The organism is Oceaniglobus trochenteri (genome assembly GCF_020529025.1).
GTDB lineage: Bacteria > Pseudomonadota > Alphaproteobacteria > Rhodobacterales > Rhodobacteraceae > Oceaniglobus > Oceaniglobus trochenteri.
This window is the reverse complement of the sequence record NZ_JACNMM010000005.1, coordinates 153,047-176,482: the sequence shown is the minus strand read 5'-3', so window position 1 is coordinate 176,482 and position 23,436 is coordinate 153,047. Positions and strand designations below refer to the sequence as shown.

At 64.7% G+C, this 23,436-nt stretch carries 22 protein-coding genes; 11 read left to right on the top strand and 11 right to left on the bottom strand.

All coding sequences use genetic code 11. The features are described from left to right. The first annotated feature begins 45 nt into the window (after positions 1-45). Positions 46-735: a GntR family transcriptional regulator gene (locus tag H7828_RS10260; protein WP_226780933.1), complete on the top strand. Its 690-nt coding sequence runs from the start codon at positions 46-48 to the stop codon at positions 733-735. Positions 736-777: 42 nt separating this feature from the next. Continuing rightward, positions 778-1,869 carry a Gfo/Idh/MocA family protein gene (locus H7828_RS10255; RefSeq protein WP_226780932.1) on the top strand — a complete coding sequence of 364 codons (1,092 nt, stop codon included), beginning with the start codon at positions 778-780 and terminating at the stop codon, positions 1,867-1,869. A gap of 103 nt (positions 1,870-1,972) precedes the next feature. On the opposite strand, the gene H7828_RS10250 is transcribed toward H7828_RS10255, so the two are convergent. The 4 genes from H7828_RS10250 to H7828_RS10235 all read right to left on the bottom strand — a co-directional run bounded on the left by H7828_RS10250 (position 1,973) and on the right by H7828_RS10235 (position 5,529). Continuing rightward, positions 1,973-2,584 (bottom strand): nucleoside/nucleotide kinase family protein, encoded by a 612-nt coding sequence (locus H7828_RS10250; RefSeq protein ID WP_226780931.1) that lies wholly within the window; start codon positions 2,582-2,584, stop codon positions 1,973-1,975. Then, entirely contained in the window at positions 2,581-3,348 is a 768-nt protein-coding gene (locus tag H7828_RS10245) for an ATP-binding cassette domain-containing protein (protein WP_226780930.1), read from the bottom strand. Before H7828_RS10245 ends, H7828_RS10250 begins: the two co-directional genes overlap by 4 nt. Then, a complete protein-coding gene (locus tag H7828_RS10240) occupies positions 3,348-4,421 on the bottom strand; it encodes an ABC transporter permease (RefSeq protein WP_226780929.1) in 1,074 nt (357 codons plus the stop codon). Before H7828_RS10240 ends, H7828_RS10245 begins: the two co-directional genes overlap by 1 nt. An 88-nt stretch (positions 4,422-4,509) precedes the next feature. Beyond that, a complete protein-coding gene (locus H7828_RS10235) occupies positions 4,510-5,529 on the bottom strand; it encodes a sugar ABC transporter substrate-binding protein (RefSeq protein ID WP_226780928.1) in 1,020 nt (339 codons plus the stop codon). Positions 5,530-5,709: 180 nt separating this feature from the next. On the opposite strand from H7828_RS10235, the gene H7828_RS10230 reads away from it, so the two are divergent. The 6 genes from H7828_RS10230 to H7828_RS10205 all read left to right on the top strand — a co-directional run bounded on the left by H7828_RS10230 (position 5,710) and on the right by H7828_RS10205 (position 14,083). Further along, positions 5,710-6,909 (top strand): ROK family transcriptional regulator, encoded by a 1,200-nt coding sequence (locus tag H7828_RS10230; RefSeq protein ID WP_226780927.1) that lies wholly within the window; start codon positions 5,710-5,712, stop codon positions 6,907-6,909. 105 nt (positions 6,910-7,014) lie between these two features. Then, positions 7,015-8,265: an N-acetylmuramoyl-L-alanine amidase gene (locus tag H7828_RS10225; RefSeq protein WP_226780926.1), complete on the top strand. Its 1,251-nt coding sequence runs from the start codon at positions 7,015-7,017 to the stop codon at positions 8,263-8,265. A gap of 173 nt (positions 8,266-8,438) precedes the next feature. After that, a complete protein-coding gene (locus H7828_RS10220) occupies positions 8,439-10,994 on the top strand; it encodes a penicillin-binding protein 1A (RefSeq protein WP_226780925.1) in 2,556 nt (851 codons plus the stop codon). A 127-nt stretch (positions 10,995-11,121) separates the two neighbouring features. Then, positions 11,122-12,249, top strand: a complete 1,128-nt coding sequence (prfB, locus tag H7828_RS10215) for a peptide chain release factor 2 (RefSeq protein ID WP_226780924.1) — start codon at positions 11,122-11,124, stop codon at positions 12,247-12,249. Between the two features lie 130 nt (positions 12,250-12,379). After that, complete coding sequence (locus tag H7828_RS10210; protein ID WP_226780923.1) at positions 12,380-13,150, top strand: DUF2189 domain-containing protein; 771 nt, start codon at positions 12,380-12,382, stop codon at positions 13,148-13,150. A 108-nt stretch (positions 13,151-13,258) separates the two neighbouring features. Then, on the top strand, positions 13,259-14,083 hold the full coding sequence (locus tag H7828_RS10205) for a bifunctional allantoicase/(S)-ureidoglycine aminohydrolase (RefSeq protein WP_226780922.1): 825 nt from the start codon (positions 13,259-13,261) through the stop codon (positions 14,081-14,083). Here the strand turns inward: H7828_RS10205 and H7828_RS10200 are convergent. From H7828_RS10200 to puuE, 4 genes are all read right to left on the bottom strand, one after another. Beyond that, on the bottom strand, positions 14,080-14,526 hold the full coding sequence (locus tag H7828_RS10200; protein WP_226780921.1) for a VOC family protein: 447 nt from the start codon (positions 14,524-14,526) through the stop codon (positions 14,080-14,082). The two genes, H7828_RS10205 and H7828_RS10200, sit on opposite strands and share 4 nt — an antisense overlap. A gap of 97 nt (positions 14,527-14,623) precedes the next feature. Next, positions 14,624-16,066: a uracil-xanthine permease family protein gene (locus H7828_RS10195; RefSeq protein ID WP_226780920.1), complete on the bottom strand. Its 1,443-nt coding sequence runs from the start codon at positions 16,064-16,066 to the stop codon at positions 14,624-14,626. A 68-nt stretch (positions 16,067-16,134) separates the two neighbouring features. Then, positions 16,135-16,626, bottom strand: coding sequence for an ureidoglycolate lyase (locus tag H7828_RS10190; protein WP_226780919.1), 492 nt, complete (start codon positions 16,624-16,626; stop codon positions 16,135-16,137). After that, complete coding sequence (gene puuE / locus H7828_RS10185; RefSeq protein ID WP_226780918.1) at positions 16,623-18,032, bottom strand: allantoinase PuuE; 1,410 nt, start codon at positions 18,030-18,032, stop codon at positions 16,623-16,625. The genes H7828_RS10190 and puuE overlap by 4 nt, the downstream gene beginning before the upstream one ends. A 144-nt stretch (positions 18,033-18,176) precedes the next feature. On the opposite strand from puuE, the gene uraH reads away from it, so the two are divergent. Beyond that, on the top strand, positions 18,177-18,530 hold the full coding sequence (gene uraH / locus H7828_RS10180) for a hydroxyisourate hydrolase (protein ID WP_226780917.1): 354 nt from the start codon (positions 18,177-18,179) through the stop codon (positions 18,528-18,530). Here the strand turns inward: uraH and H7828_RS10175 are convergent. Next, a complete protein-coding gene (locus tag H7828_RS10175; RefSeq protein ID WP_226780916.1) occupies positions 18,515-19,435 on the bottom strand; it encodes a LysR family transcriptional regulator in 921 nt (306 codons plus the stop codon). The genes uraH and H7828_RS10175 overlap by 16 nt on opposite strands. 99 nt (positions 19,436-19,534) lie before the next feature. Between H7828_RS10175 and H7828_RS10170 the strand changes: the two genes are divergently transcribed. After that, on the top strand, positions 19,535-20,776 hold the full coding sequence (locus tag H7828_RS10170) for a urate hydroxylase PuuD (RefSeq protein WP_226780915.1): 1,242 nt from the start codon (positions 19,535-19,537) through the stop codon (positions 20,774-20,776). A 100-nt stretch (positions 20,777-20,876) separates the two neighbouring features. Next, positions 20,877-21,368, top strand: coding sequence for a cupin domain-containing protein (locus H7828_RS10165; RefSeq protein ID WP_226780914.1), 492 nt, complete (start codon positions 20,877-20,879; stop codon positions 21,366-21,368). Positions 21,369-21,435: 67 nt separating this feature from the next. Here H7828_RS10165 and H7828_RS10160 read toward each other — a convergent pair whose 3' ends face one another. After that, positions 21,436-21,978, bottom strand: coding sequence for a bactofilin family protein (locus H7828_RS10160; protein WP_226780913.1), 543 nt, complete (start codon positions 21,976-21,978; stop codon positions 21,436-21,438). Continuing rightward, positions 21,968-23,314 (bottom strand): DUF5930 domain-containing protein, encoded by a 1,347-nt coding sequence (locus H7828_RS10155; RefSeq protein ID WP_425354946.1) that lies wholly within the window; start codon positions 23,312-23,314, stop codon positions 21,968-21,970. The genes H7828_RS10160 and H7828_RS10155 overlap by 11 nt, the downstream gene beginning before the upstream one ends. Positions 23,315-23,436 lie beyond the last annotated feature (122 nt).

Sequence of the window (23,436 nt, the reverse complement as noted above, 5' to 3'; positions counted from 1 at the left end):
CGGAATGATGTGCATCAATAGTATATCAATTTGCATGGCCCGGATATGAGTGACCCAAAGGCACCGCCTCTCTACCTTCAGATCGCCGATGCGCTGCTGCATGACATTGCGGCCGGGCGGCTGGTGGAGGGCGAACGTTTGCGCCCCGAACGCGAAATGGCCAGCGATTTCGGCATATCGGTGGGCACCCTGCGCAAGGCGCTGGCCGACCTGACGGCGAAGGGCCACCTGGAACGGCGCCAGGGGTCGGGCAACTATGTGCGCGAAACCCGCAACGCGGGCGGCATCTATGCCTTTTTTCGGCTGGAGCTGGTGACGGGCGGGGGGCAACCCTCGGCCACGGTGCTGAGCGTCGATCTGATGGACAAGCCCGAGGATGCGCCCGGCTTCGGCATGTCGCAGCGCGCCCACCGCATCCGGCGGCTGCGCCTGCTGGGCGGAGTGCCGGCCGTGATCGAGGAAATCTGGCTGGATCATGCCTGGGCCAGAACCCTGTCGCAAGACGATCTCGAGGGATCGCTCTATCACCATTACCGCAGCCGACTTGGTCTCATGATCTCGCGCGTTGAGGACAGGATCGGGGTGGCGGCCATGCCCAACTGGGGCGGGCTTTTGCCGCCGGGCAGCGCCTGCGGGTTCATCGAAAGGCTGAGTTGGGACCAGAATGGCGTTCCGGCGGAATATTCGCGCAACTGGTTCGATCCGGGCGTCGCCCGGTATGTGTCGCGCATCTGAATGTCGCGCGTTGACGAGGCGCGCATCTGAATGGGAGGTTTCATGACCAAGACAGTGAACTACGGGATCATCGGCTGCGGCATGATGGGGCAGGAGCATTTGCGCAACATCTCGTTGGTGCCGGGCGCCCGCGTTGCCGCGATTTTCGAACCTGACGCCGGCATGGCCGCCGCTGCCCGCGTTTCGGCCCCCGAAGCCGTGATCTGCGACAGCCTGGATGCGCTGCTGGCCCATGAGCCGCTGGACTGCCTTGTCGTGGCGGCGCCCAACCACACCCATGCTGAAATCCTGGCCCGCATCGCGGCGCGCCGCCCGCTGCCGCTGCTGATGGAAAAGCCGCTTTTCACCGACCCGGGCGATCGCGACAGGGTGCTGGCCATCGGCGAAAGCTATGGCGCGCCGCTTTGGGTGGCGATGGAATATCGTTACATGCCGCCATTGCAGACCTTTCTGGAGAGAATGCAGGACGCCACGGGCGGCATCAAGATGCTGACGATTCGCGAACACCGCTTTCCCTTCCTGGAAAAGGTGGGAAACTGGAACCGGTTCAACCGCAATTCAGGCGGGACGCTGGTTGAAAAGTGCTGTCATTTCTTCGATTTGATGCGCTTCATCCTGCAATCCGAGCCGGTGCGGGTCATGGCCAGCGGCGGGCAGGTGGTGAACCACCTGGACGAGGTTTACGACGGCGAACCTTCGGACATCTGGGATTCGGCCTATGTGATCGTTGATTTCGCCAGCGGTGCGCGCGCCATGCTGGAGCTGTGCATGTATGCCGAGGGCGCGCAGTTCCAGGAGGAGATCGCCGCCGTCGGCCCGCTGGGCAAGATCGAGGCGAAGGTGCCGGGGCCGGGCCGGTTCTGGCCGGCGCACCTGGGGGCGGCGCCGCTGCCGCAGGTCATCGTGTCGCCGCGCAACCCCAAGGGGCCGCAGATGGTGGAAATTCCGGTGGACCCGGCGCTGTTGACGGCGGGCGATCACAACGGTTCGACCTTCTATCAACATCACCGCTTCAACGCCGCCGTGCGGGGGGATGGCCCGGTCGAGGTGACGCTGCGCGACGGGGAGCGGGCCGTGGCCATGGGCATGGCGGCACAGACCTCGGCCCGGGAAGGGCGCGCCGTCGAGATGTAGCGCTTGTGGCGGGGCGGTTGGGGGGCTGTCTGCCCCCCGGCCTGCGGCCTCCCCCCGAGGATATTTCTGGACCAAAGATGGGGGCGGGGGCCTGCGCTGCTTGTCAGGCGGTGCCGCTTGTCACTGTGACGGTCGCCGGGAGCCTGTGGGCGATGATTTCGTCCGCATTTGGCAGATCATTCTCGCGGACTTTGGCGAAGGCGGTTTCGCCGTCCAGCCCCTGTTCGCGCCAGCGCTGCATGAGGCGGGCGCGCAGGGTGTCCTGCGGAACGTCGAGCCAGACAGACAGCGACCAGAGCGCCGCCAGATCGCGCCAGTCGGGATGGTCGTAGAGCAGGTAGTTGCCCTCGACCACCACCAGTTCGGTGTCGTTCCCCACCACGCCCGCGCAGGCGACCGAAAGGTCGCGCGCCCGGTCGAACAGCGGGTAATAGACGGTGCCGCCCGATTTCATGTCGTCGAGCATCCGGGCAAAGCCGCGGGCATCGAAGGTATGGGGCGCGCCCTTGCGGGGCCGGTGGCCCCGGGCATCGAGGATCGCGTTGTCGAGGTGGAATCCGTCCATCGGCACCATGCATGCCGGGCGGCCGAGGCGGGTGAGGTCATGCGCCATCCGCTCGGCCAGGGTGGATTTGCCGCTGGCCGGCGCCCCGGCCACCGCGATCAGGTGGCGCCCGGGGGGCAGGCGCAGCGCGAGGGTGACCGGATCGCTCATGCGGCCTGGGCCGGTTCCTTGGCGCCGGTCATGAAGGCCACCGCGTCGGACATCGAGTATTCGTCAGGCTTGATGACCGTCAGGCGCTTGCCCAGGCGGTGGATGTGGATGCGGTCGGCCACCTCGAAGACATGGGGCATGTTGTGGCTGATCAGCACGATCGGGATGCCGCGCGATTTCACGTCCTGGATCAGTTCCAGCACCTTGCGCGATTCCTTGACACCCAGGGCCGCCGTGGGTTCGTCGAGGATGATCACCTTCGACCCGAAGGCGGCGGCGCGGGCCACGGCAACCCCCTGGCGCTGACCGCCCGAAAGCGTTTCGACCGCCTGGTTGATGTTCTGGATCGTCATCAGCCCCAGTTCGCTGAGCTTGTCGCGGGCGAATTTCTCCATCGCGGGCTTGTCCAGCTGGCGCAGGTACTTGCCCCGCCAGCCGGGCCTGCGCAGCTCGCGCCCCATGAAGAGGTTGTCGGCAATCGACAGCGCCGGAGACAGCGCAAGCTGCTGGTAGACGGTGGCGATCCCGTGGTCGCGGGCATCCAGCGGCGAGGTGAACTGCACGCGCTTGCCCTCGAGGTAGACCTCGCCCGAGTCGGGGATCACGGCGCCCGACACGGCCTTGATCAGGCTGGACTTTCCGGCGCCGTTGTCGCCGATCACGGCGAGGATCTCGCCGGGATAAAGCTCGAAATCGCAATGATCGAGCGCGGTCACCTTGCCATAGCGCTTGACCAGGTTCTTTCCTTGCAGGATGGGTTCCATCACACTGATGCCTTTCTGATCCACTGGTCCACCGCGACGGCGGCGATGATGAGCAGGCCGATCAACAGATAGGTCCACTGGGCGTCGGCCCCGAGAAGGCGCAGGCCGAGGGTGAAGACCCCGACGATCAGCGCGCCGAACAGCATGCCGGCGATCGAGCCGCGCCCGCCAAAGAGCGAGATGCCCCCGATCACCACGGCGGTGATCGATTCGATGTTGCCCAGCTGCCCCGAGGTGGGCGAGACCGAGCCGATGCGCCCGATCAGTGCCCAGCCGGCAAAGGCACAGATCAGCCCGGACAGCGCATAGACCGAGATCAGGATGCGGTTCACCTGCACACCCGAAAGCTCGGCCGCCTCGGGATCGTCGCCCACGGCATAGACATGCCGCCCCCAGGCCGTCTGGCGCAGGATATAGGCCAGCAGCAGCACGAGAAGCACCATGAAGATCACGCCCACCGTCAGGCGCGCGCCGCCCACGGCGATGGTGGTGCCGAAGAATTGCAGGCTGGGCGCTTTTTCGGCGATGTCCTGGCTGCGGATCGTTTCGTTCGCGGAATAGAGGAAATTGGCCGCCAGCACGATCTGCCACATGCCGAGGGTCACGATGAAGGGCGGCAGTTTCACCCGCGACACCAGCCAGCCGTTCAGCGCACCGATGGCGGTGCCCGCCGCGAGGCCGCAGAAGATGCCCATGGGGGCAGGGATGCCATAGCGGAAGGTGAACTGCCCCATGATGACCGAGCTGAACACCATGATCGCCCCGACCGAAAGGTCGATGCCCGCCGTCAGGATCACCAGCGCCTGGGCCGCGCCCAGGATGCCGACGATCTGCACCTGTTGCAGGATCAGCGTCATGGCAAAGGGGGAAAAGAACTTCGACCCCAGAAGAACGCCGAAGATGATGATCGACATCACCAGCACGATCAGCGGCACCAGCGAGGGTGTCTGGTGCAGGGCGTGCTGGAACTTGTGAATCAGCCCCTGCCGGTCGTCGGCGAAGGCGGCGACGGTCTGCGAGCTGCTGGAGAGGGTGGATTCGTAATCCTGTCCGCTTCGGGGTTGGTCTGACATGGAAACTCCCTGGGGATTGGGTGCGCCTGCGGGGCCACCTGGGAAAGGGGCGCGTCACCGCGCCCCTTTCGGATTTGCCGTGCGGGGATCAGCCCCAGCAGAGGTCCATGCCCTCTTTCACCGAGATGCTCTCGACGCCGTCCACCGGCTTGTCGGTGACAAGGGCCACGCCGGTGTCGAAGAAGGCCTTGCCCTCGGTGGGAACGGGCAGGGTGCCGTCCTCGGCGAACTTGGCAATCGCCTCGACTCCCTTGGCGGCCATGAGCAGCGGGTACTGCTGGCTGGTGGCGCCGATCACACCGTCGGCCACGTTCTGTACGCCGGGGCAGCCGCCATCGACCGAAACGATCAGCACGTCGTTTTCGCGCCCGATGGCCTTCAGCGCCTCATAGGCACCGGCGGCGGCGGGTTCGTTGATGGTATAGACGACATTGACCTCGGGGTCCTTGGCCAGGAGGTTTTCCATGGCCTTGCGACCGCCTTCCTCGTTGCCCAGGGTCACGTCGTTGCCCACGATGCGCGGATCGTCCTCGTCGCCCCACTTGTTCACGTCCTTCACGTCGATGCCGAAGCCGGTCAGGAAGCCCTGATCGCGCAACACGCCGACGGTGGGCTGGCTGACGGCCAGGTCCAGCATGGCGATTTTCGCATTGGCGGCTTCGTCGCCAAGGGTGGCGGCGGCCCATTTGCCGATCAGTTCACCGGCCAGGAAGTTGTCGGTGGCGAAGGTGGCGTCGGCGGCATCGGCGGGCGACAGCGGCGTGTCCAGCGCGATCACGACAAGGCCGGCATCGCGTGCCTGCTGCACCGCGCCCACGATGGACGAGGTGTCGGAGGCGGTCAGCAGGATGCCCTTGGCGCCGTCCAGGATGCAGGTCTCGATGGCGGCGACCTGGGTTTCGTGGTCGCCGTCGACCTTGCCGGCGAAGGATTTCAGGGTGACGCCCAGTTCGGCTGCCTTGGCCTCGGCGCCTTCCTTCATCTTCACGAAGAAGGGGTTGGTGTCAGTCTTGGTGATCAGGCAGGCCGTCACGCCGTGGGCATCGGCATGGGCCATGCCCACGGAGGCGGTCAGGGCAAGCGCGGTGCCGGCAAGAAGCTTTTTCATCTGGTTCTCTCCCATTGGTTCGAAAGGGCCGTTGGTTCGGGCCGTTCGTGTGTCATCGACGGGAATCGCCCCGCCGTGATCATTGCCTTTTAACCGTGTTTGACGGGCCCTCGTCAATAAATAAATAAACTTGATTTATTAATTGCCGTGGGTAGGGTGATCGCTCAGAGGGGTGCTGATTTGAACGATGGGTCCAACACACAGCGCGATCAGGCGAGCGGGGTCAACCAGGCCCGGGTGCGCGATCATAACGAACGCCTTGTGCTGACCCTTATCCAGCGCCGCGGCGCCCTGACGGGAAGCGAGATCGCCCGCCGTGCCGGGCTGTCGCCGCAGACGGTATCGGTGATCCTGCGCGGGCTTGAGGGCGAGGGGTTCATCCGCAAGGGCAAGCCGCAGAAGGGCCGGGTGGGCAAACCGGGCGTGCCGATGACGCTGAGCGCGGATGGCGTTCTGTCGGTCGGGCTGAAGATCGGGCGGCGCAGTGCCGAACTGACCTTGATGGATTTCCTGGGCAGGATGCGGTTGTCGATGCAGGTGACCTATCGCGCGCCCATGCCCGAAACGGTCTTCGGCTTCCTGGAAGAGGGCCTGGCCCGGATCAACGACAGCCTGACCGAAAAACAGCGCGGGCGCATCCTGGGAATCGGCATCGCCGCGCCCTTCGAACTGTGGAACTGGTACGACAGCCTTGGCGCCCGCCAGGAGGACATGGAGGTATGGCGCCACCTGTCTTTTGCCGAACGGATCGCGCGGTTCTCGGACCTGCCGGTGCATGTGGAAAACGACGCAACGGCGGCCTGCCGGGCCGAGCATGTCTTCGGCATCGGGCCAACCTTGGGCGATTTCGCCTATTTCTTCGTGGGCTCCTTCATCGGGGGCGGCATCGTTCTCAACGGTTCGGTCTACCAGGGGCCGGGGGGCAATGCGGGGGCATTCGGCTCTCTGCCCATGGCCACGGGGGCGGGCGGGCAGACGCAGCTGATCGACCTGGCCTCGATCTACCTGCTTGAGGCGCGGCTGGCCGCGGCGGGGCAGGATACGGCGCAGCTCTGGACGCTGCCCCAGGACTGGAGCGCCTTCGAGCCACTTGTCACCGCCTGGATTGAGGACAGCGCCCGCGCCATCGCCCAGGCGGTGGTGGCGGTTTCGGCGGTCATCGATTTTGCCGATTTCGTCATCGACGGCGCGATTCCCGCCGCAACGCGCAGCGCACTGGTGGCGGCGATCCGGGCGCATCTTGAAACGGCCGACCTGCGCGGCATCACCCTGCCGCGCCTGCACGAAGGCCAGGTGGGGCTGAACGCAAGGGCCATAGGCGCGGCGGCGGTGCCCATCTATTCGCAGTTCCTTCTGAACAGCCACGTCGCCTGGAGCTAGGGTGCAAAAACCGCGCCCGGCGCGGACTTTCACCGTTTCGCGCGGGCCGATGTTGCGATAGACTGCCACCAACGGTCGAAACAGGCCGATCAGAGCAGAGCAGCCATGTCAAATGTCCGTATTTTCGCGGTGGTCCTTGTCGGACTGCTGGCGTTGTCCCATCCCGTGGCGGCCACCGATGGTGGCGGTTCCGGCGACAGCCTGAGCGCGCTGGCGCGTCCCGATCTGGAACGTTCGGAAATCATCGACATCGGCGACAACCTTCAGATGACGCTGGCGCTGTCCCAACCGGTGCCCTGGAGGATATTCACGCTGGACGATCCGGCCCGCCTTGTCGTGGATTTCAACGCCGTGGACTGGAGCGGCCAGGACATGCAGGCCATCCTGTTCAGCGATTACGTCTCCGAAGTGCTGACCGGCCCCTTCCTGAACGACTGGACGCGCCTTGTGCTGCGGCTGTCGCGGCCCATGGCCCTTGAAACCGCGGCGCTGGTGACGGGGGCCGAGGATGGGGGTGCCACGCTGAAGGTGCAGATGCGCACCGTCGATCACGAGACCTTCGCCGCCAGTGCCATCGCCCCGCCCGGCGCGGTGATCGCCGGTGCGCCTGTCACCGACCTGCCGCCGCCGCGCGCGCGCCAGAGGGGCGGGCGCCCCCTGGTGGTCGTGCTGGACCCGGGGCATGGCGGGATCGATCCGGGTGCCGATGCCGAAGGGGTGATCGAGGCCCATGTGATGCTGCGCTTTGCCAAGGATCTGCGCGGCGTTCTCGAGGAAACGGGCAGGTTCCGGGTGGTGCTGACGCGGGAAAGCGATGTCTTCGTTCCTCTGGAAGAGCGGGTGACGGTGGCGCGGATGGCGCGGGCCGACGTGTTCCTGTCGCTGCACGCGGATGCCCTGGCCGAGGGGCGGGCATCGGGTGCGACGGTTTATACCCTGTCGCAAGAGGCCAGCGACGAAGCCTCGCGCGTTTTGGCCGAACGCCACGACCGGGCCGATCTTCTGGCGGGGCTTGACCTGTCGGACCAGGACGATGTGATCGCGGGCGTGCTGATGGACATGGCCCGGCGCAACACCACGCCGCGCGCCGACCGCCTGGCGGGCAAGCTGGTGGCGGGGCTGGCGGAACGCACCGGCGATCTGCACAAGCGGCCGCGCCTGCGCGCCGGGTTCTCGGTGCTGAAGGCGCCCGACATCCCCTCGGCGCTAATCGAACTGGGGTTCCTCTCCTCGGCCCACGACCGCGCCCGCCTGACCGATCCGCAATGGCGCCACCTGGCGGCCATGGGAATCCGCGACGGGTTGCTGCAATGGGCGCGCGAGGATGCCGCCGAAGCCGAACTCTTGCGCCAGTAGAAAAGCCGCCTGCGGCGGCTGCGCTGCGCGCTTGAGTATTTGCAGCAAGAAAGAGGGGCGCGCCGGCAATTCGTGACAAATGCCGGTAATTTGAGCGGTGTTCCGCAGGGGCGGTTTTGACCCCACCGCGGGGCGCCTATATACAGGCGCAATCTGTGCAGGGGGCATTGGCCATGATCCGGTTCATTCTGTCGTTTTTCGGAGCGATCTTCAGTTGGCTGACCATCGCGGTCATGTTCGCCGCCCTGACCATCGGCGCGGTGTTCTGGATGTATTCGCGCGATCTGCCCAATACCGACCAGCTGGCGCAGTATACCCCCCCGACCATCAGCCGAATCTATTCGCGCGAGGGGCGGATCATCGACGAGTTCGCCAAGGAACGCCGCCTTTTCGCACGGGCCGAGGATATTCCCGACCTGGTGAAGGGCGCCTTCATTTCGGCCGAGGACAAGAATTTCTATACCCACAAGGGCTATGACCCGCGCGGCATGGTTGCCGCCGCCGTCACCGCCGCCAAGGGGGGCGCGCTGCGCGGGGCCTCGACCATCACCCAGCAGGTGATGAAGAACTTCCTTCTGGGGGGCGAGCGCAGCGCCGAGCGCAAGATCAAGGAACTTATCCTGGCCACCCGGATCGAAGGCACGCTGAGCAAGGACAAGATCCTTGAACTGTACCTGAACGAGATTTTCCTGGGCCAGAACAGCTTTGGCGTGACGGCGGCCGCCCAGACCTATTTCAACAAGACCCTGGCCGAACTGAAGCCCGAGGAGGCGGCCTATCTTGCCGTTCTGCCCAAGGCCCCGTCGAATTATCACCCGGTGCGCGACAAGGAACGTGCCATCACCCGGCGCAACTTCGTGCTGCGCGAGATGTTCGAGAACGGCTATATCACCGAGGAGCAGTATCGCACCGCCCGGCTGGAGCCGCTGCGCACGGTGCAGAACGGCGATTTCGAGAGCTTCCGCTCGGCGCTGCCGGCGCGCGACTATTTCACCGACGAGATCCGCCGCCAGCTGAGCGACGATTTCGGCGAGGGCGAGTTCTTTTCGGGCGGGCTTTCGGTGCGGGCCACCATCGACCCCGAGTTGCAGGAGGTCGCCGCCGAGGCGCTGCGCCGCCAGCTGGAGAGCTATGACCGGGGGACCGGTGTCTGGCGCGGCACGGGCAAGAAGATCGACGCCGCCAAGCTGGAGAGCGAGGAAAGCTGGCGCGCGGCCCTGGCCGACGTGCGGGTGTCGCGCGACGTGAACCTCGAGAACCCCTGGCACCCCGCCGTCGTGCTGAGCGTGGGGGACACCAGCGCCCGGATCGGGATCGAGGACGTGGCCGAGGACAGCGACGGGCACTGGATCGAACCGGCCGACGTACAGTGGGCCCGCAAGCGCAACAAGGATGGCAGCCTGGGGCGCAAGGCCCAAGTGGCGGGTGACCTGCTTGAGAAGGGCGATGTCGTCCTGGTGCGCAAGATGACCTCGGACAGCGACGGCAGCTTCATCCGCTGGACCCTGCGCCAGATCCCCGAGGTGCAGGGCGCCTTCATGGCGATGGACGTGAACACCGGCCGGGTTCTGGCGATGCAGGGTGGCTTTTCGTACCAGTATTCGGTGTTCAACCGCGCCACCCAGGCCACGCGCCAGCCCGGTTCGTCGTTCAAGCCCTTCGTCTATGCCGCGGCGCTGGATTCGGGCTTCAGCCCCGCGACCATCGTTGTCGACGCCCCGATCGAGGTGAACACCCCCCAGGGCGTGTGGCGGCCCAAGAACTATGCCAACCGCTTTTACGGCCCCACGCCCCTGCGGACCGGGATCGAACAGTCGCGCAACCTGATGACCGTCCGCCTGGCCGAAGAGGTGGGGATGGACGTGGTGGCGCGCTATGCCGAGAAGTTCGGCGTCTACGACAACATGGGCCGTTACCTGGCCGGCGCGCTTGGCTCGGAGGAAACGACGCTGTTCAAGATGGTTGCCGCCTATTCGATGTTCGCCAATGGCGGCGAGCGCGTTGAACCCACCCTGGTCGACCGGGTGCAGGACCGCTATGGCGCCACCGTCTACAAGCACGATCAGCGCACATGCCCGGAATGCGAGGTTGCATCGCTGGCCCCCGGGTTCGCGCCCACGATCACCAGCAACCGCGAAAGGGTGATGGACGCCATCACCGCCTATCAGCTGACCTCGATGATGAAGGGTGTGGTGGAACGCGGCACGGCGCGCGGCAAGGTGAACCTGAGCGTGCCGGTCGCCGGCAAGACCGGGACAACCAACGACGAGAAGGACGCCTGGTTCGTCGGCTTCACCAGCACCATCGCGGCGGGCTGTTATATCGGCTATGACCGTCCGCGCCCCATGGGCCGGTCGGGTTCGGGGGGCGGGCTGTGCGCGCCGGTCTTCAACCAGTTCATGCAGAAGGCCACGGCCAAGTACGGCGGCGGCCCCTTCGAGGTTCCGCCGGGCGGTCATTTCATCAAGATCAACCGCCATACCGGCGCCCGCCTTTCGGATGATGCCAGCGGCCCCGACGTGGTGGCCGAGTATTTCCGCCTGGGCGAAGAGCCTGTCTTTGGCGTGGCCTTCGACGGTGGCTTTGCCATGGGGGCGAACCTCCCGCTGTTCTCGGCGGGCGAAGACGAAGAGGGTGGCGAGCAGGTGCGCACATCCTCGGGCGGGATGGTCGAGATTCCCAAGAACAAGGCCAGCTTCGGTTCGATTTCCTCGGGCGGTCTGTACTGACCCTGCGCGGGGGGCTTGCCCGGGCCCCTTGCGAAACCTGAAACCACCGCCAAGGCCACCTTGCCCCGGAACGCGCCCGTTGGTATCAGCGGGTGCTTACACCAAGGAAATTGCGGGAACCCAGAACATGCGCGCCGAAGCACAGAACACGGTCGAAGCGATCGAAAAATCCCTGACGCTGATCGGCCAGCGGATGAACCGCGACACGGCCGACCACCGGTTGGAGGAATTCAACGCCATGGTGGAATCCCCCGACCTGTGGGACGACCCCGAGAAGGCGCAGAAGCTGATGCGCGACCGCCAGATGCTGGTGGATGCCATCGCCCGCCACGACGGCATGGCGCAGGAACTGTCGGACAACGTGGAACTGATCGAACTGGGCGAAGCCGAGGGCGACGAAGAGGTTGTGGCTGAGGCCGAGAAGGCGCTGAAATCGCTGAAGGAACGCGCCGGGGCCGCCGAGATCGAGGCGCTGCTGAACGGCGAGGCCGACGGCAACGACACCTTCCTTGAGATCAACAGCGGCGCCGGGGGCACGGAAAGCTGTGACTGGGCCTCGATGCTGGCGCGGATGTATGTCCGCTGGGCCGAGAAGAAGGGCTATACCGTCGAGTTGCAGTCCGAAAGCGCGGGCGAAGAGGCGGGCATCAAGTCGGCCGCCTACAAGATCAGCGGTCCCAACGCCTATGGCTGGCTGAAGTCCGAGTCGGGCGTTCACCGCCTGGTGCGGATTTCGCCTTATGACAGCGCGGCGCGGCGCCACACCTCGTTCTCGTCGGTCTGGGTTTACCCGGTGGTGGACGACAATATCGAGATCGAGGTGAACCCCAGCGACATCCGGCTGGACACCTACCGGTCGTCCGGCGCGGGCGGGCAGCACGTCAACACCACCGATTCCGCCGTGCGCATCACCCATATTCCCACCGGTATCGTGGTGACGAGTTCGGAGAAATCGCAGCACCAGAACCGCGACATCGCCATGAAGGCGCTGAAATCGCGCCTCTACCAGATGGAGCTGGACCGCAGGAACGCCGCCATCAATGAGGCCCACGATGCCAAGGGCGATGCCGGCTGGGGCAACCAGATCCGGTCTTACGTCCTGCAACCCTACCAGATGGTGAAGGATCTGCGCACCGGTTTCGAAACCAGCGACACCCAGGGCGTGCTGGACGGCGATCTTGACCGGCTGATGGCGGCGACCCTGGCCATGGACGTGACCGGCAAGACCCGCGCCGAGGCCAACGCCGAGGATTGATCGCTCCCCGCCCGCGTGGTTTGATCCGAGTGAGCGGGCTGACGCCCGCACGCCATCATTTGCCGGCGCCCGGCCTTGCGGTTCCGACCGCCCCCGGGCAACGGCGTCTGGTCTTGCGCGGGGAGGGGACATGCCGACGGATACTGCCATGCCGGTGATGCCGGAGATCGCGACACTTGCCTTTGCCGATCTGGGCAAGGCCCTGCATCTGGGCTGGCGCGATTTCCGCGCCGCGCCGCAGTTCGGGCTGTTCTTCGGCGGGTTTTATGCCATCGCCGGTATCCTCATGCTGGTCATGGGCGCGGGGCATGTGGCCTGGACGCTGGCGACATCGCTGGGCTTTCCGCTGTTCGCGCCCTTCGCGGCCATCGGCCTTTACGATGTCAGCCGCCGGTTGGAACAGGGGGCGCCGCTGGACTGGCGCGGTGTCCTGGGCGTGGTCTGGCGCGAGAGGGGCGGGCAGATTCCCTGGATCGGCGGTCTGATCGTCGTCTATTTCCTGTTCTGGACCTTCCTTGCGCATATGATCTTTGCGCTGTTCCTGGGGTTGAACCCGATGGCGCGGATGGGCGATCTGATCGGCCTGCTGACCAGCACGAACGGCATGATGATGCTGGCGGTCGAGTTTACCGTGGGCGGTGTGCTGGCCTTCCTGCTGTTCGCGCTGACCTGCATGAGCCTGCCGATGCTTCTGGAACGCGAGCTGGATTTCGTCACCGCCATGATGCTCAGCGCAAGCTGTGTTGCGGCCAACCTGCCGGTCCTGCTGGCCTGGGGCGTCATGGTGGCGGGGCTGTGCCTCTTGGGGATGCTGCCGCTGTTTCTTGGGTTGTTCATTGTCCTGCCGATCCTGGGGCACGCGACCTGGCATCTCTATCGGCGCGCCTTGATCTGGCCCTAGGGTTGGTTTTCAAATTTAGCGGAAAGAACCTAGTGACATCTTCTGTCTTTCATTGACAGAAGGTGCGGCCGAAACTGGGTTTTTAGAAACCTGCCGGAGCCGGACGACATGACCCAGCGAACCTACTTTGCGCCCAAGGGCGGCCATCCGCCGCAAACCGATCTTCTGACGGGCCGTGCGGTGTTCACCGAGGCCTATGCCGTCATTCCGCAGGGCACGATGCGCGATATCACCACCAGTTTCCTGCCCTTCTGGGATGACACCCGGCTTTGGGTCATCGCGCGCCCCATGTCGGGCTTCGCCGAGACCTTTTCGCAATACGTCATGGAGGTTCAGCCCGGCGGCGGATCGGACCGCCCCGAGGCCGATCCGGCAGCGCAGGGCGTTCTTTTCGTCACCGAGGGCGGCTTTACCCTGACCATCGAGGGCAATGCGCACAGCATCGCGCCGGGGGGCTATGCCTATCTGCCGGCCGGATGCGCCTGGAGCTTGCGCAACGAAGCCGATGCCCCGGCGCGGTTTCATTGGATTCGCAAGAGATATCAGGCGGTCGAAGGGCTGGACCATCCCGACCCCATCGTCAGCAGCGATGCCGACATCGCGCCCAGCGTCATGCCCGACACCAAGGGCGTCTGGGCCACCACGCGGTTCGTCGATCCGGCTGACCTGCGCCATGACATGCATGTGACCATCGTGACCCTGCAACCGGGCGGCGTGATCCCGTTCCTGGAGACCCATGTGATGGAGCACGGGCTTTACGTGCTGGAGGGCAAGGCGGTCTATGCCCTGAACAACGACTGGGTCGAGGTTGAGGCGGGCGATTTCATGTGGCTGCGCGCCTTCTGCCCGCAGGCCTGCTATGCGGGCGGGCCGGGGCCGTTCCGGTATCTGCTTTACAAGGACGTGAACCGCCACGCGGCGCTGAGCCTCTAGAGCATCCCCTTCTTGCGCAGTTCGTCCCTGGCGTCGTCGGTCTTTTCCAGATCGGCGGCGCCCATGGCGTTCAGGACCGCGTCTGTCTTGGAAAACTGGATGCCGGGATAGCCGACAATCTCGATCTTGTTGCCCCAGGGGTCGTGGAAATCCAAGAACCGGTCCGACACGATTTCTATCCCAAGACCCTTGATGATGCGGCGTACCGCCTCGGCGTCATCCACCACCAACCCGAAGTGGCGGTCAGCGTCCCTTGGCCGGTCCTTGCGGGTGGAGAGCGCCAGGAACTGATCGCCAAGGTCGATGAAGGCCATGGTATCGCCCTTGCTGCGCAGCTTGAAGCTGAGGAACTGGCCGTAGAATTCCAGCGCCGCGTCGATATCGCCCACCTCAAGCGCGACGTGGTTGATGCCGATGGCGCGGGGCCTTTTCGTCTCTGACATGGGATGTCTCCTTCCTTGCTTGAGAAAGAGGATAGGGCGCAGAACACAAAAGGCCGGGCCAAATGGCCCGGCCTTCGCCGTTTTCCTGCGCCGGTTGTCAGGCGTTGGGTTCTTCGCCGGGCTTGTGGCCCCAGCTTTTGTGCCCCGACAAGCCACCGGCGACTTCCTCGGTCGATTCGTCGGACAATTCCTCGGGCAGCACCAGGTTCAGCACGATGGCGATGGTTGCAGCAGGCAGCAGCCCCGACACCATCAGCACCTCGGCCCATTCGGGCAGGTACTGCACCGCGCCCGGCTCAAGCTGAAGCCCGAGGCCCACCGACAGCGCAACCGCGAAGATCACCATGTTGCGCCGGTTCCAATCGACATCCGACAGCATCGAGATGCCGGCGGCCACGACCATGCCGAACATCACGATCACGCCACCGCCCAGAACCTCGATCGGAACGGTGCGGATCACGCCGCCCACCTTGGGGATCAGCCCGCAGATGATCAGGAAGATCGCACCGCAGGTCACGACGTGGCGGCTCATCACGCCGGTCATGGCGATCAGGCCGACGTTCTGCGAAAACGAGGTGTTGGGAAAGCCGCCGAAGACACCGGCAACCGCCGTGCCCAGACCGTCGGCATAGGTGGCGCCGGTGATTTCCTCGTCCGTCGCCTCGCGGTTCGCGCCGCCCTTGGTGATGCCCGACACGTCGCCCACCGTCTCGATGGCCGAGATGAAGGCCATGAGACAGAAGCCGATCACGGCGGCCAGGCTGAACTCGAACCCGTATTTGAACGGCTGGGGCAGGGCAAAGGCGGCGGCCCGTTCCCACGACCCAGTGATCGCCTCGATGGGCAGCATGCCCACGAAGATGGCATAGACATAGCCCACCACAAGGCCGATCAGCACCGCCGAGACGGCCAGCATTCCGCGCGCGAAGAACTTGAGCCCGAGGGTGACGAAGATCACCACCAAAGCGGCGGACCAGTTCAGAAGGCTGCCGTATTCCTCGGTGCCGATGGCGGGCACGCCGCCCGCGGCATACTGGATGCCGACCCGCACGAGGGCCAGACCGATCATGGTCACGATCAATCCGGTGACCAGCGGCGGCAGGGCAAAGCGGATCTTGCCGATGAAGGTGCCGATGAAGGCATGGAACAACCCGCCGATGATCACCCCGGTGAACAGCGCGGCCAGGGCATCGACGCCCTTGCCCGCCACCAGCGGAATCATGATCGGCAGGAAGGCAAAGGACGTCCCCTGCACGATGGGCAGCGCGGCGCCCACGGGGCCGATGGTGATGGTCTGCAACAGCGTGGCGATGCCGGCGAACAGCATGGCCATCTGGATCAGGTACAGAAGTTCGGGGAAATCGGGCGACTGGCTGCCGAACCCGAACCCGGCGGCCCCGGCGACGATGATCGCCGGGGTGACGTTGCTCACGAACATTGCCAGCACATGCTGGATGCCCAGGGGAATCGCCTTGTAAAGCGGCGGGGTGAAATTCGGATCGCGGAGCTGTTCCGGCGTTCCGATGGAAGTGTCGGCCATGTTGGACTGTCCTTTTTGTATTATTCGCGCCCCGCTCGGTTATTCGGCGGGATTAGTCTTGGGGGGTGTCAGGTGCCTTGTGTGATGGTGAAGGGATCGTCGAAAAAGAATTCTTCCAGGTTGGGGCCTTTGCCGATGCGGTCGACCACGGCAAAGAGGCCGGGGGCATGCAGCGGACACAGGACCCCGTGCCAGATGTTGCGGTGATAGTTCACGCCCTGGCCCGGCTGCGCGATGAAGGCGCGGGGGGTGCCGGGGCGCCCGCCCTCGTCGGGGGCGACGATGACCAGCCATGGGTTCTGATGCATCGGCACGAAGGTCTGGCATCCGTCGGGATGGCGTTCGACCATGTCCAGGGTATGGGGCAGGCTGCGCGGTGCGGCGTCGAAGATGCTGATCCCCAGGCGCCCGGGCCGGAAATCAAGCTGGGCGCGGTCGTGATGGCGCCCGCACAGCCCCGCATTGATCATCTTGTCCGGCGCGCCTGTCGCCTCAAGCACATCGCCGAAATCTGCGAAGGCGGCGGCACTCAGCGGTTGGGCCTCGATGACCCGGCTCATGGCAGGATCGCCTTCAGACGGTGCAGCGCGATGCGTTCGACCTGCCGGCAGGCCTCGGCGAACTCGGTATCGCGGTCCTGTTCCAGGCGGCGCTGGAAGGCGGCAAGGATGCTGGCCTTGTCGTGGTCGCGCACCGCGATGATGAAGGGAAAGCCGTTCTTTTCAACGTAGGCGTCGTTCAGGCGGGTGAAGGTTTCACGCTCGTCATCGCTCAGAACGTCCAACCCGGCACCGGCCTGTTCGGCTGTCGATTCGGCGGTCAGCTTCTTGGCCGCCGCCAGCTTGCCGGCCAGATCGGGGTGGGCGGTCAGGACGCCCAGGCGACGTTCCTCGTCGGCGCGGCGGAACACCCGGGCCAGCGCATTGTGCAGCCCGACCGCGCGGTCGTGGACCGGGCCCAGTTCATCGTCGTGCGCCCCTTCGGCGATCCAGGGCGAATGTTCGAAGATGCTGCCGTATTTCGCAACGAAGGTGTCGCGGTCCATCCGGCTGGGCCGTTCGCGGCGCTGGTGGGGATGCACCCTGGCCCAGTGATCGGCGATCTGTTCGCGGGTGGCGATCCAGACATCATCGTGGGCTTCGACATGTTCGATGAACCGGTGCAGGGCCTCGGCGCGGCCGGGCCGGCCCACAAGGCGGCAGTGCAGGCCCACGCTCAGCATCTTGGGCGCGCCTTCGCCGCCTTCGCGATAGAGGGTGTCGAAACTGTCGCGCAGGTAGGCAAAGAACTGATCGCCCGAGTTGAACCCCTGGGGCGTGGCAAAGCGCATGTCGTTGCAATCCAGCGTATAGGGCACGATCAACTGATCGCGGTCGCCGAATTCTTCCCAATAGGGCAGGTCGTCGGCATAGGCATCGGCGACATAGGCGAATTGCCCGGTTTCGGCGGCCAGGCGAATGGTGTTCTCGCTTGAGCGGCCGCAATACCAGCCGCGCGGCGGGGTGCCGGTGACTTCGGTGTGCAGGCGGATCGCCTCGGCGATGGCGGCGCGTTCCTCGTCCTCGGGCATGTCCTTGTGCTCGATCCACTTCAACCCGTGCGAGGCCATCTCCCACTCGGCCGCGATCATGGCCGCCACCTGTTCGGGCGACCGGGCCAGGGCAGTTGCCACGCCGTAGACGGTGATCGGCAGATGTTTGAGCATCCGGTAAAGCCGCCAGAACCCGGCGCGCGCACCGTATTCATAGATCGATTCCATGTTGGCATGGCGCTGACCGGGCCATTGCGCGGCGCCGACGATCTCGCTCAGGAAGGCTTCGGAGGCGGCATCGCCGTGCAGGATGTTGTTTTCGCCGCCCTCTTCATAGTTCAGCACGATCTGCACGGCGATGCGTGCACCGTTGGGCCACTGGGGGTCGGGCGGGTTGGCCCCATGGCCGATCATGTCGCGGGGATAGCGGTTCATCGTGAGCCTCCTTTTGGGAACTAACTGATAAGGCTTAAAGTCGCCTGACATTATCAAGAAATGCCGAAAGCACTCTCATGTGCGGTTCGCCTTTCCCTTATCCAGCGCGCGCGGCAGGATAGGTCAACAACGAAAGGACACACCATGGCCGGATACCTGACCACCCACGTTCTGGACACCGCGCGCGGATGCCCTGCGGCGGGTTTGCCGATCACTCTTTACCGGATCGAGGGCGAAACCCGGACCGAGGTGCGCCGCCTGGTGACCAATGCCGACGGGCGCACCGACGAACAGATCCTTCCCGAGGGGGAATTTGCCACCGGGGTCTATGAACTGGTTTTCGATGCGGGCGCTTACCTTGATGCCAACGGCACCCCCCCGGAAGAGCCGCGGTTCCTCGACAAGATCCCGCTGCGCTTCGGCATGTCCGAGCAGAGCCACTATCATGTGCCGCTGCTGCTGTCGCCCTTCGGCTATTCCACCTATCGCGGAAGCTGACCGGGGTTCAGGGCGGGGGTTATCCTCTCGATCATGAACTCCATGAACAACCGCGCCTTCGGGTCCTGGTGGCGGCGGTGCGAATAGAGACAGGCCATCTGCACTGGCAGGGGGGGCGTGTCCTCGGCCACCTGGATCAGCGCGCCGCTGCGCAGGTGATCGGCCACTTCGAACAGCGGTTTCATGGCGATGCCCGCACCGGCCAGCGCCCAATCGGTCAGAACGTCGCCATCGTCGCTTTCAAACGGGCCCTTCACCGCATAGCGCACGGGTCCGTCGCGGGTTTCCAGCTCCCATTGAAATTCGGCCGCGCCGGGAAAGCGCAGGTTCAGGCAGTCATGCTGCCCTCGGTCGATGGCGCTGCCTGATTTGGGGTGCCCGTTGCGGGCGATGTAATCGGGGCTGGCGCAGAGCACCCGCCGGCAATCGGCGATCTTGCGGATGCGCAGGTTCGAATCCTCGGGCCGGCCCAGGAAAAACGCCACATCCAGACCTTCGGCCGTCAGATCGACCTTGCGGTCGCTCAGGCGCAGGCGCACCGAAACCTGCGGATATTCGCGGGTGAAGGCGGGGATATGCGGCGCGATCAGCCGCCGCCCCGCACCCAGCGGCGCCGCGATATGCAGAACACCGCGCGGATTGTCCGACAGTTCGGCAACCCCGGCCTCGGCCTCGTCCACCGCGCCCAGGATACCGCAGGCACCCTCGTAGAAGATGCGCCCCTGTTCCGTCGGCGCCAGCTTGCGTGTGGTGCGCTGAAACAGCCGCACGCCAAGGTGCTGTTCCAGCTGGGTGATCCGGGCGCTGGCGACGGCCGGCGAAATGCGCTGATCGCGCGCCGCCGCCGACATCGAGCCCAGTTCATAAACCCTTACAAACGTGCGTATATTGTCGAGGTATGACATTGTTCGGTTATTTTTGACTCTCTTTGCTGAATGTCAAAGATAGTCGATCAATGCCTGACGCGATAGCCTGATTGCGATACAAGTCTAAGGAGTGCTCGGATGTACGATCTTGCCATCATGTGGGACTGGTTCGCCTTTGCGGTGCGCTGGCTGCATGTCATCACCGCCATTGCCTGGATCGGGTCGTCGTTCTACTTCGTCGCGCTGGATCTGGGGCTGAACCGCAACATCAAGGGTCCCGCCGACGGCGAGGAATGGCAGGTGCACGGCGGCGGTTTCTATCACATCCAGAAATACCTGGTGGCGCCCGAGGCGATGCCCGAACACCTGACCTGGTTCAAATGGGAAAGCTACTGGACCTGGCTGTCGGGCGCGGCGATGCTGATGATCGTCTATTGGGTCGGGGCCGAGCTGTTCCTGATCGACCCGGCCAAGGCCGACCTGGCCGTCTGGCAGGCGATCCTGATTTCCGCCGGTTCGCTGACCATCGGCTGGATCTGCTATGACTTCCTGTGCAAATCGCCGCTTGGCGAAACGCCCACCGCGCTGATGCTGCTGCTGTTCGTGATCCTGGTGGTCATGTCCTGGGGCTATCACCAGATATTCACCGGGCGGGCGGCGCTGCTGCATCTCGGGGCCTTCACCGCCACGATCATGACGGCCAATGTGTTCTTCATCATCATGCCGAACCAGCGGATCGTCGTCGAAGACCTGAAGGCCGGGCGCACCCCCGATCCGAAATTCGGCAAGATCGCCAAGCTGCGCAGCACCCACAACAACTACCTGACGCTGCCGGTTCTGTTCCTCATGCTGTCCAACCACTATCCCCTGGCCTTTGCCACGGAATACAGCTGGATCATCGCGGCGCTGGTGTTCCTGATCGGGGTGACGATCCGGCACTATTTCAACACGATGCACCTGCGCAAACCGGTCCCGAACTGGACGATCCTGGCCACCGTGGTGCTGTTCATCATCCTGGCCTGGCTGTCGACCGCCAACACCTGGGATGGCGACTACGAGGCCTTGGAGGCGCAGGAGCTGACGGCGCGCGAACAGATGTTCGCCAGCGCCGAGGGCTATGAAGAGGTTGAGAGCATCATCCTGGGCCGCTGCTCCATGTGCCACGCCCGCGAGCCGGGCTGGGACGGGATGTACCATGCCCCCAAGGGTGTTCATCTGGAAACCACCAAGGACATCACCCGCGAGGCGCGCCAGATCTATCTGCAGGCCGGCGTCAGCCACGCCATGCCCCCCGCCAACATCACCGAACTGCCCGAGGAAGACCGCCAGAAGATCGTGCGCTGGTATCGCGGCGCGGGCGACGAGGTGGCGGCGAACTGACCCACCCGAGTCTTGGTTGCAGATGCAGCGCCCACGCAATCGCGTGGGCGTTTTTCGTTGCATCGGCTAGGATGGCACCAGTGACCCATCGGAGAATGCCATGCCCGAAGACAGATATATCCTGCGCCAGGACGAGATTTCGCAGATGGAGGGGCTGCACAAGGTGCACTTCCTGAACCCCGACGCGGTGCGGGTGAACAAATCCCTCGGCGATCTGACGGGGCTGACCGGCTTCGGGTTTCACCTAATCGAGGTCGCGCCGGGCCAAGAGACGACCGAACACCACCGTCACCACCACGAGGACGAATGCGTCTTTGTCCTGTCGGGCAAGGCCACCGCCGTGATCGGAGAAAGCGAGCACGCCATCGGCCCCGGAGATTTCATCGGCTACCGCAAGGGCGGGCTGGCCCATTCGATCCGCAACACCGGCACCGAGCCCCTGCGCTGCATCGTCGTGGGCGAGAGGCTGGCCCATGATGTTGCCGACTATCCGCGCCAGGGCAAACGGATCTATCGCAACACGGGCCTGCCCTGGAGCGTGGTCGACCACGACGACATTACCCACCCGGGCGGCACGGTCGGGAAAAAGTGACCGGCAATGAAAAAGGCCCCCGACGCGCGGTCGGGGGCCTTCTGAAACTCTGGCGCGGTCCGGTCGATCAGGACTGCGGCTTGCTTTCGGGGGCAGGGCTGCTGCTGGGCGCTGCGCCCGAACGGTTGCCGCCACCCTGCTGACCCGAGGGGTTCAGCGGATCGTCGCGCCGTTGCACCGAACCTTCGAAGTGGGCGCCGGATTCGATCGCGATGGTCTTGTGAATGATGTCGCCTTCGACCTTGGCAGTCGAGGTCAGACGCACCTTGAGCCCGCGCACGCGGCCAACGACCTTGCCGTTCACCACCACGTCGTCGGCCATGACTTCGCCCTTGACGGTCGCACCTTCGCCGACCGTCAGAAGATGGGCGCGGATGTCGCCCTCGACCGTGCCTTCGATCTGGATGTCACCGGTGGTCTTCAGGTTGCCCTTGATGACCAGGTCGGCCGACAGCACCGACGCGGGCGGCTTTGCCTTGGCCGCCGAAGGGCTGAAATCGGTCGAGGTTCTGGTGGCCGATGCGCCGTCGCTTGACGGAGCGTTGGATGATGACACGGATTCGCCTCCCTGTTTTGGTCCAGGCTCGTTGATTTTGCTCTTAGAAAACATCTTTCGCTGCCTTGATATAGGTCATCGGATTAACGGCTTTCCCACCCACGCGCACCTCATAGTGCAGATGGGTTCCGGTGGATCGTCCGGAGTTCCCCATATCACCGATCCGGTCGCCGCGCGATACCCTTTGACCGACTTTGACCCGAATCTTCGATTGGTGGGCATAGCGTGTCTCGATGCCGAATTCATGCTGGATCTTGACCAGGCGGCCATAGCCCGACATCCACCCCGCATGGGTGACGACGCCATCGGCGGTGGCATAGATCGGCGTACCGTAGGCGGCGGCGAAATCCGTGCCCGCGTGCAACCGGCCCCAGCGACGGCCAAAGCCGCTGGTGAAACGGAAGGCCGACTTCAGCGGCAGCGCGAACGGGGCCTTCTGGGCCGCGATCCGGTAGAGGTTCATCTTGTCCAGCTTGTCGAGAATGCCGTTGGCGCGCAGGCTGTCGCTGTCGGTATCCTCGCCCTTGGTCGAGAAGGTGATCGGCGTCAGCGGGCCACCCTGGCCAGAGTACCCCTTGCGCACGGTGTTCAGCAGGCTGTCGGTGTTCAGGCCGGCGGCGCGGAACATCTTGTCCAGCGGAGCGACCGAGATCGTGACGGCATCTTCCAACTGGCTGAAGATACGGTCGTTGCGCATTTCCACCAGCTTGCGGTCGTTGATGGCGGCTTCGGCAAAGGCTTCGGCCTCGGCGGCCTCGTTTGCCATGTGGTCACGCTGGGCGGCGGTATTGTTCAGCGCGGCGGCCAGGTAATCCATGGTGGCTTCGGCATCGACCATGCGGCTCTTCTCGCGCTGGTCCAGGCCCTCGTCGGCCAGCTTCTCGCTCAGCGCGGCCATTTCAAGGCGGGCCTCGTCGCGTTCCTTCATGGTGCGGCGCAGGGTGTCCTGGGTCAGGCTGATGCCGGTTTCCAGTTCGGTGCGCCGGGCCTCGGATTCCAGAAGGCTGGATTGCATGGTCGAAACGCGGGCGAGGGCGGTGTTGAACCGCTCCTGCGCGGCGCGGGCATCTTCGGCGCGCTTGTCGCGTTCGATGGACAGGGCGTTCAGACGCTTTTCATAGGTGGCCTGTTCGCGCTTGGCCTGGTCGCGGATGTTGCCCGACCCGATGGTGTCCATCAGCAGGATGGAGGTGGCGATGATCGACCAGCCCACCAGAAGGGCGCTGCCGGAAACGGCAAGGAACTGTGTGCCGGAGGAGAGTCTCAGAAAGCGGGTTTCGGTATCGGACCGAAGAAACAGACGTTGCTCAGGAAAGGCCCGCTCAAGAGCGGCCTTGAGAAAATTACTGTTTGATGTTGTCACGTATTCCGTCCCGTATTGTCTGGCCATTCCCCATGGCAGCATCCGGTTCCCACCCGAAAGCCTCTCGTTGATTAGCGGCACGGTTCCCTGATCGCAACATTTTTGCGCCATTTCGCGCGGTTAGGCGGGCATCTGCGCGCAGGTTCGGC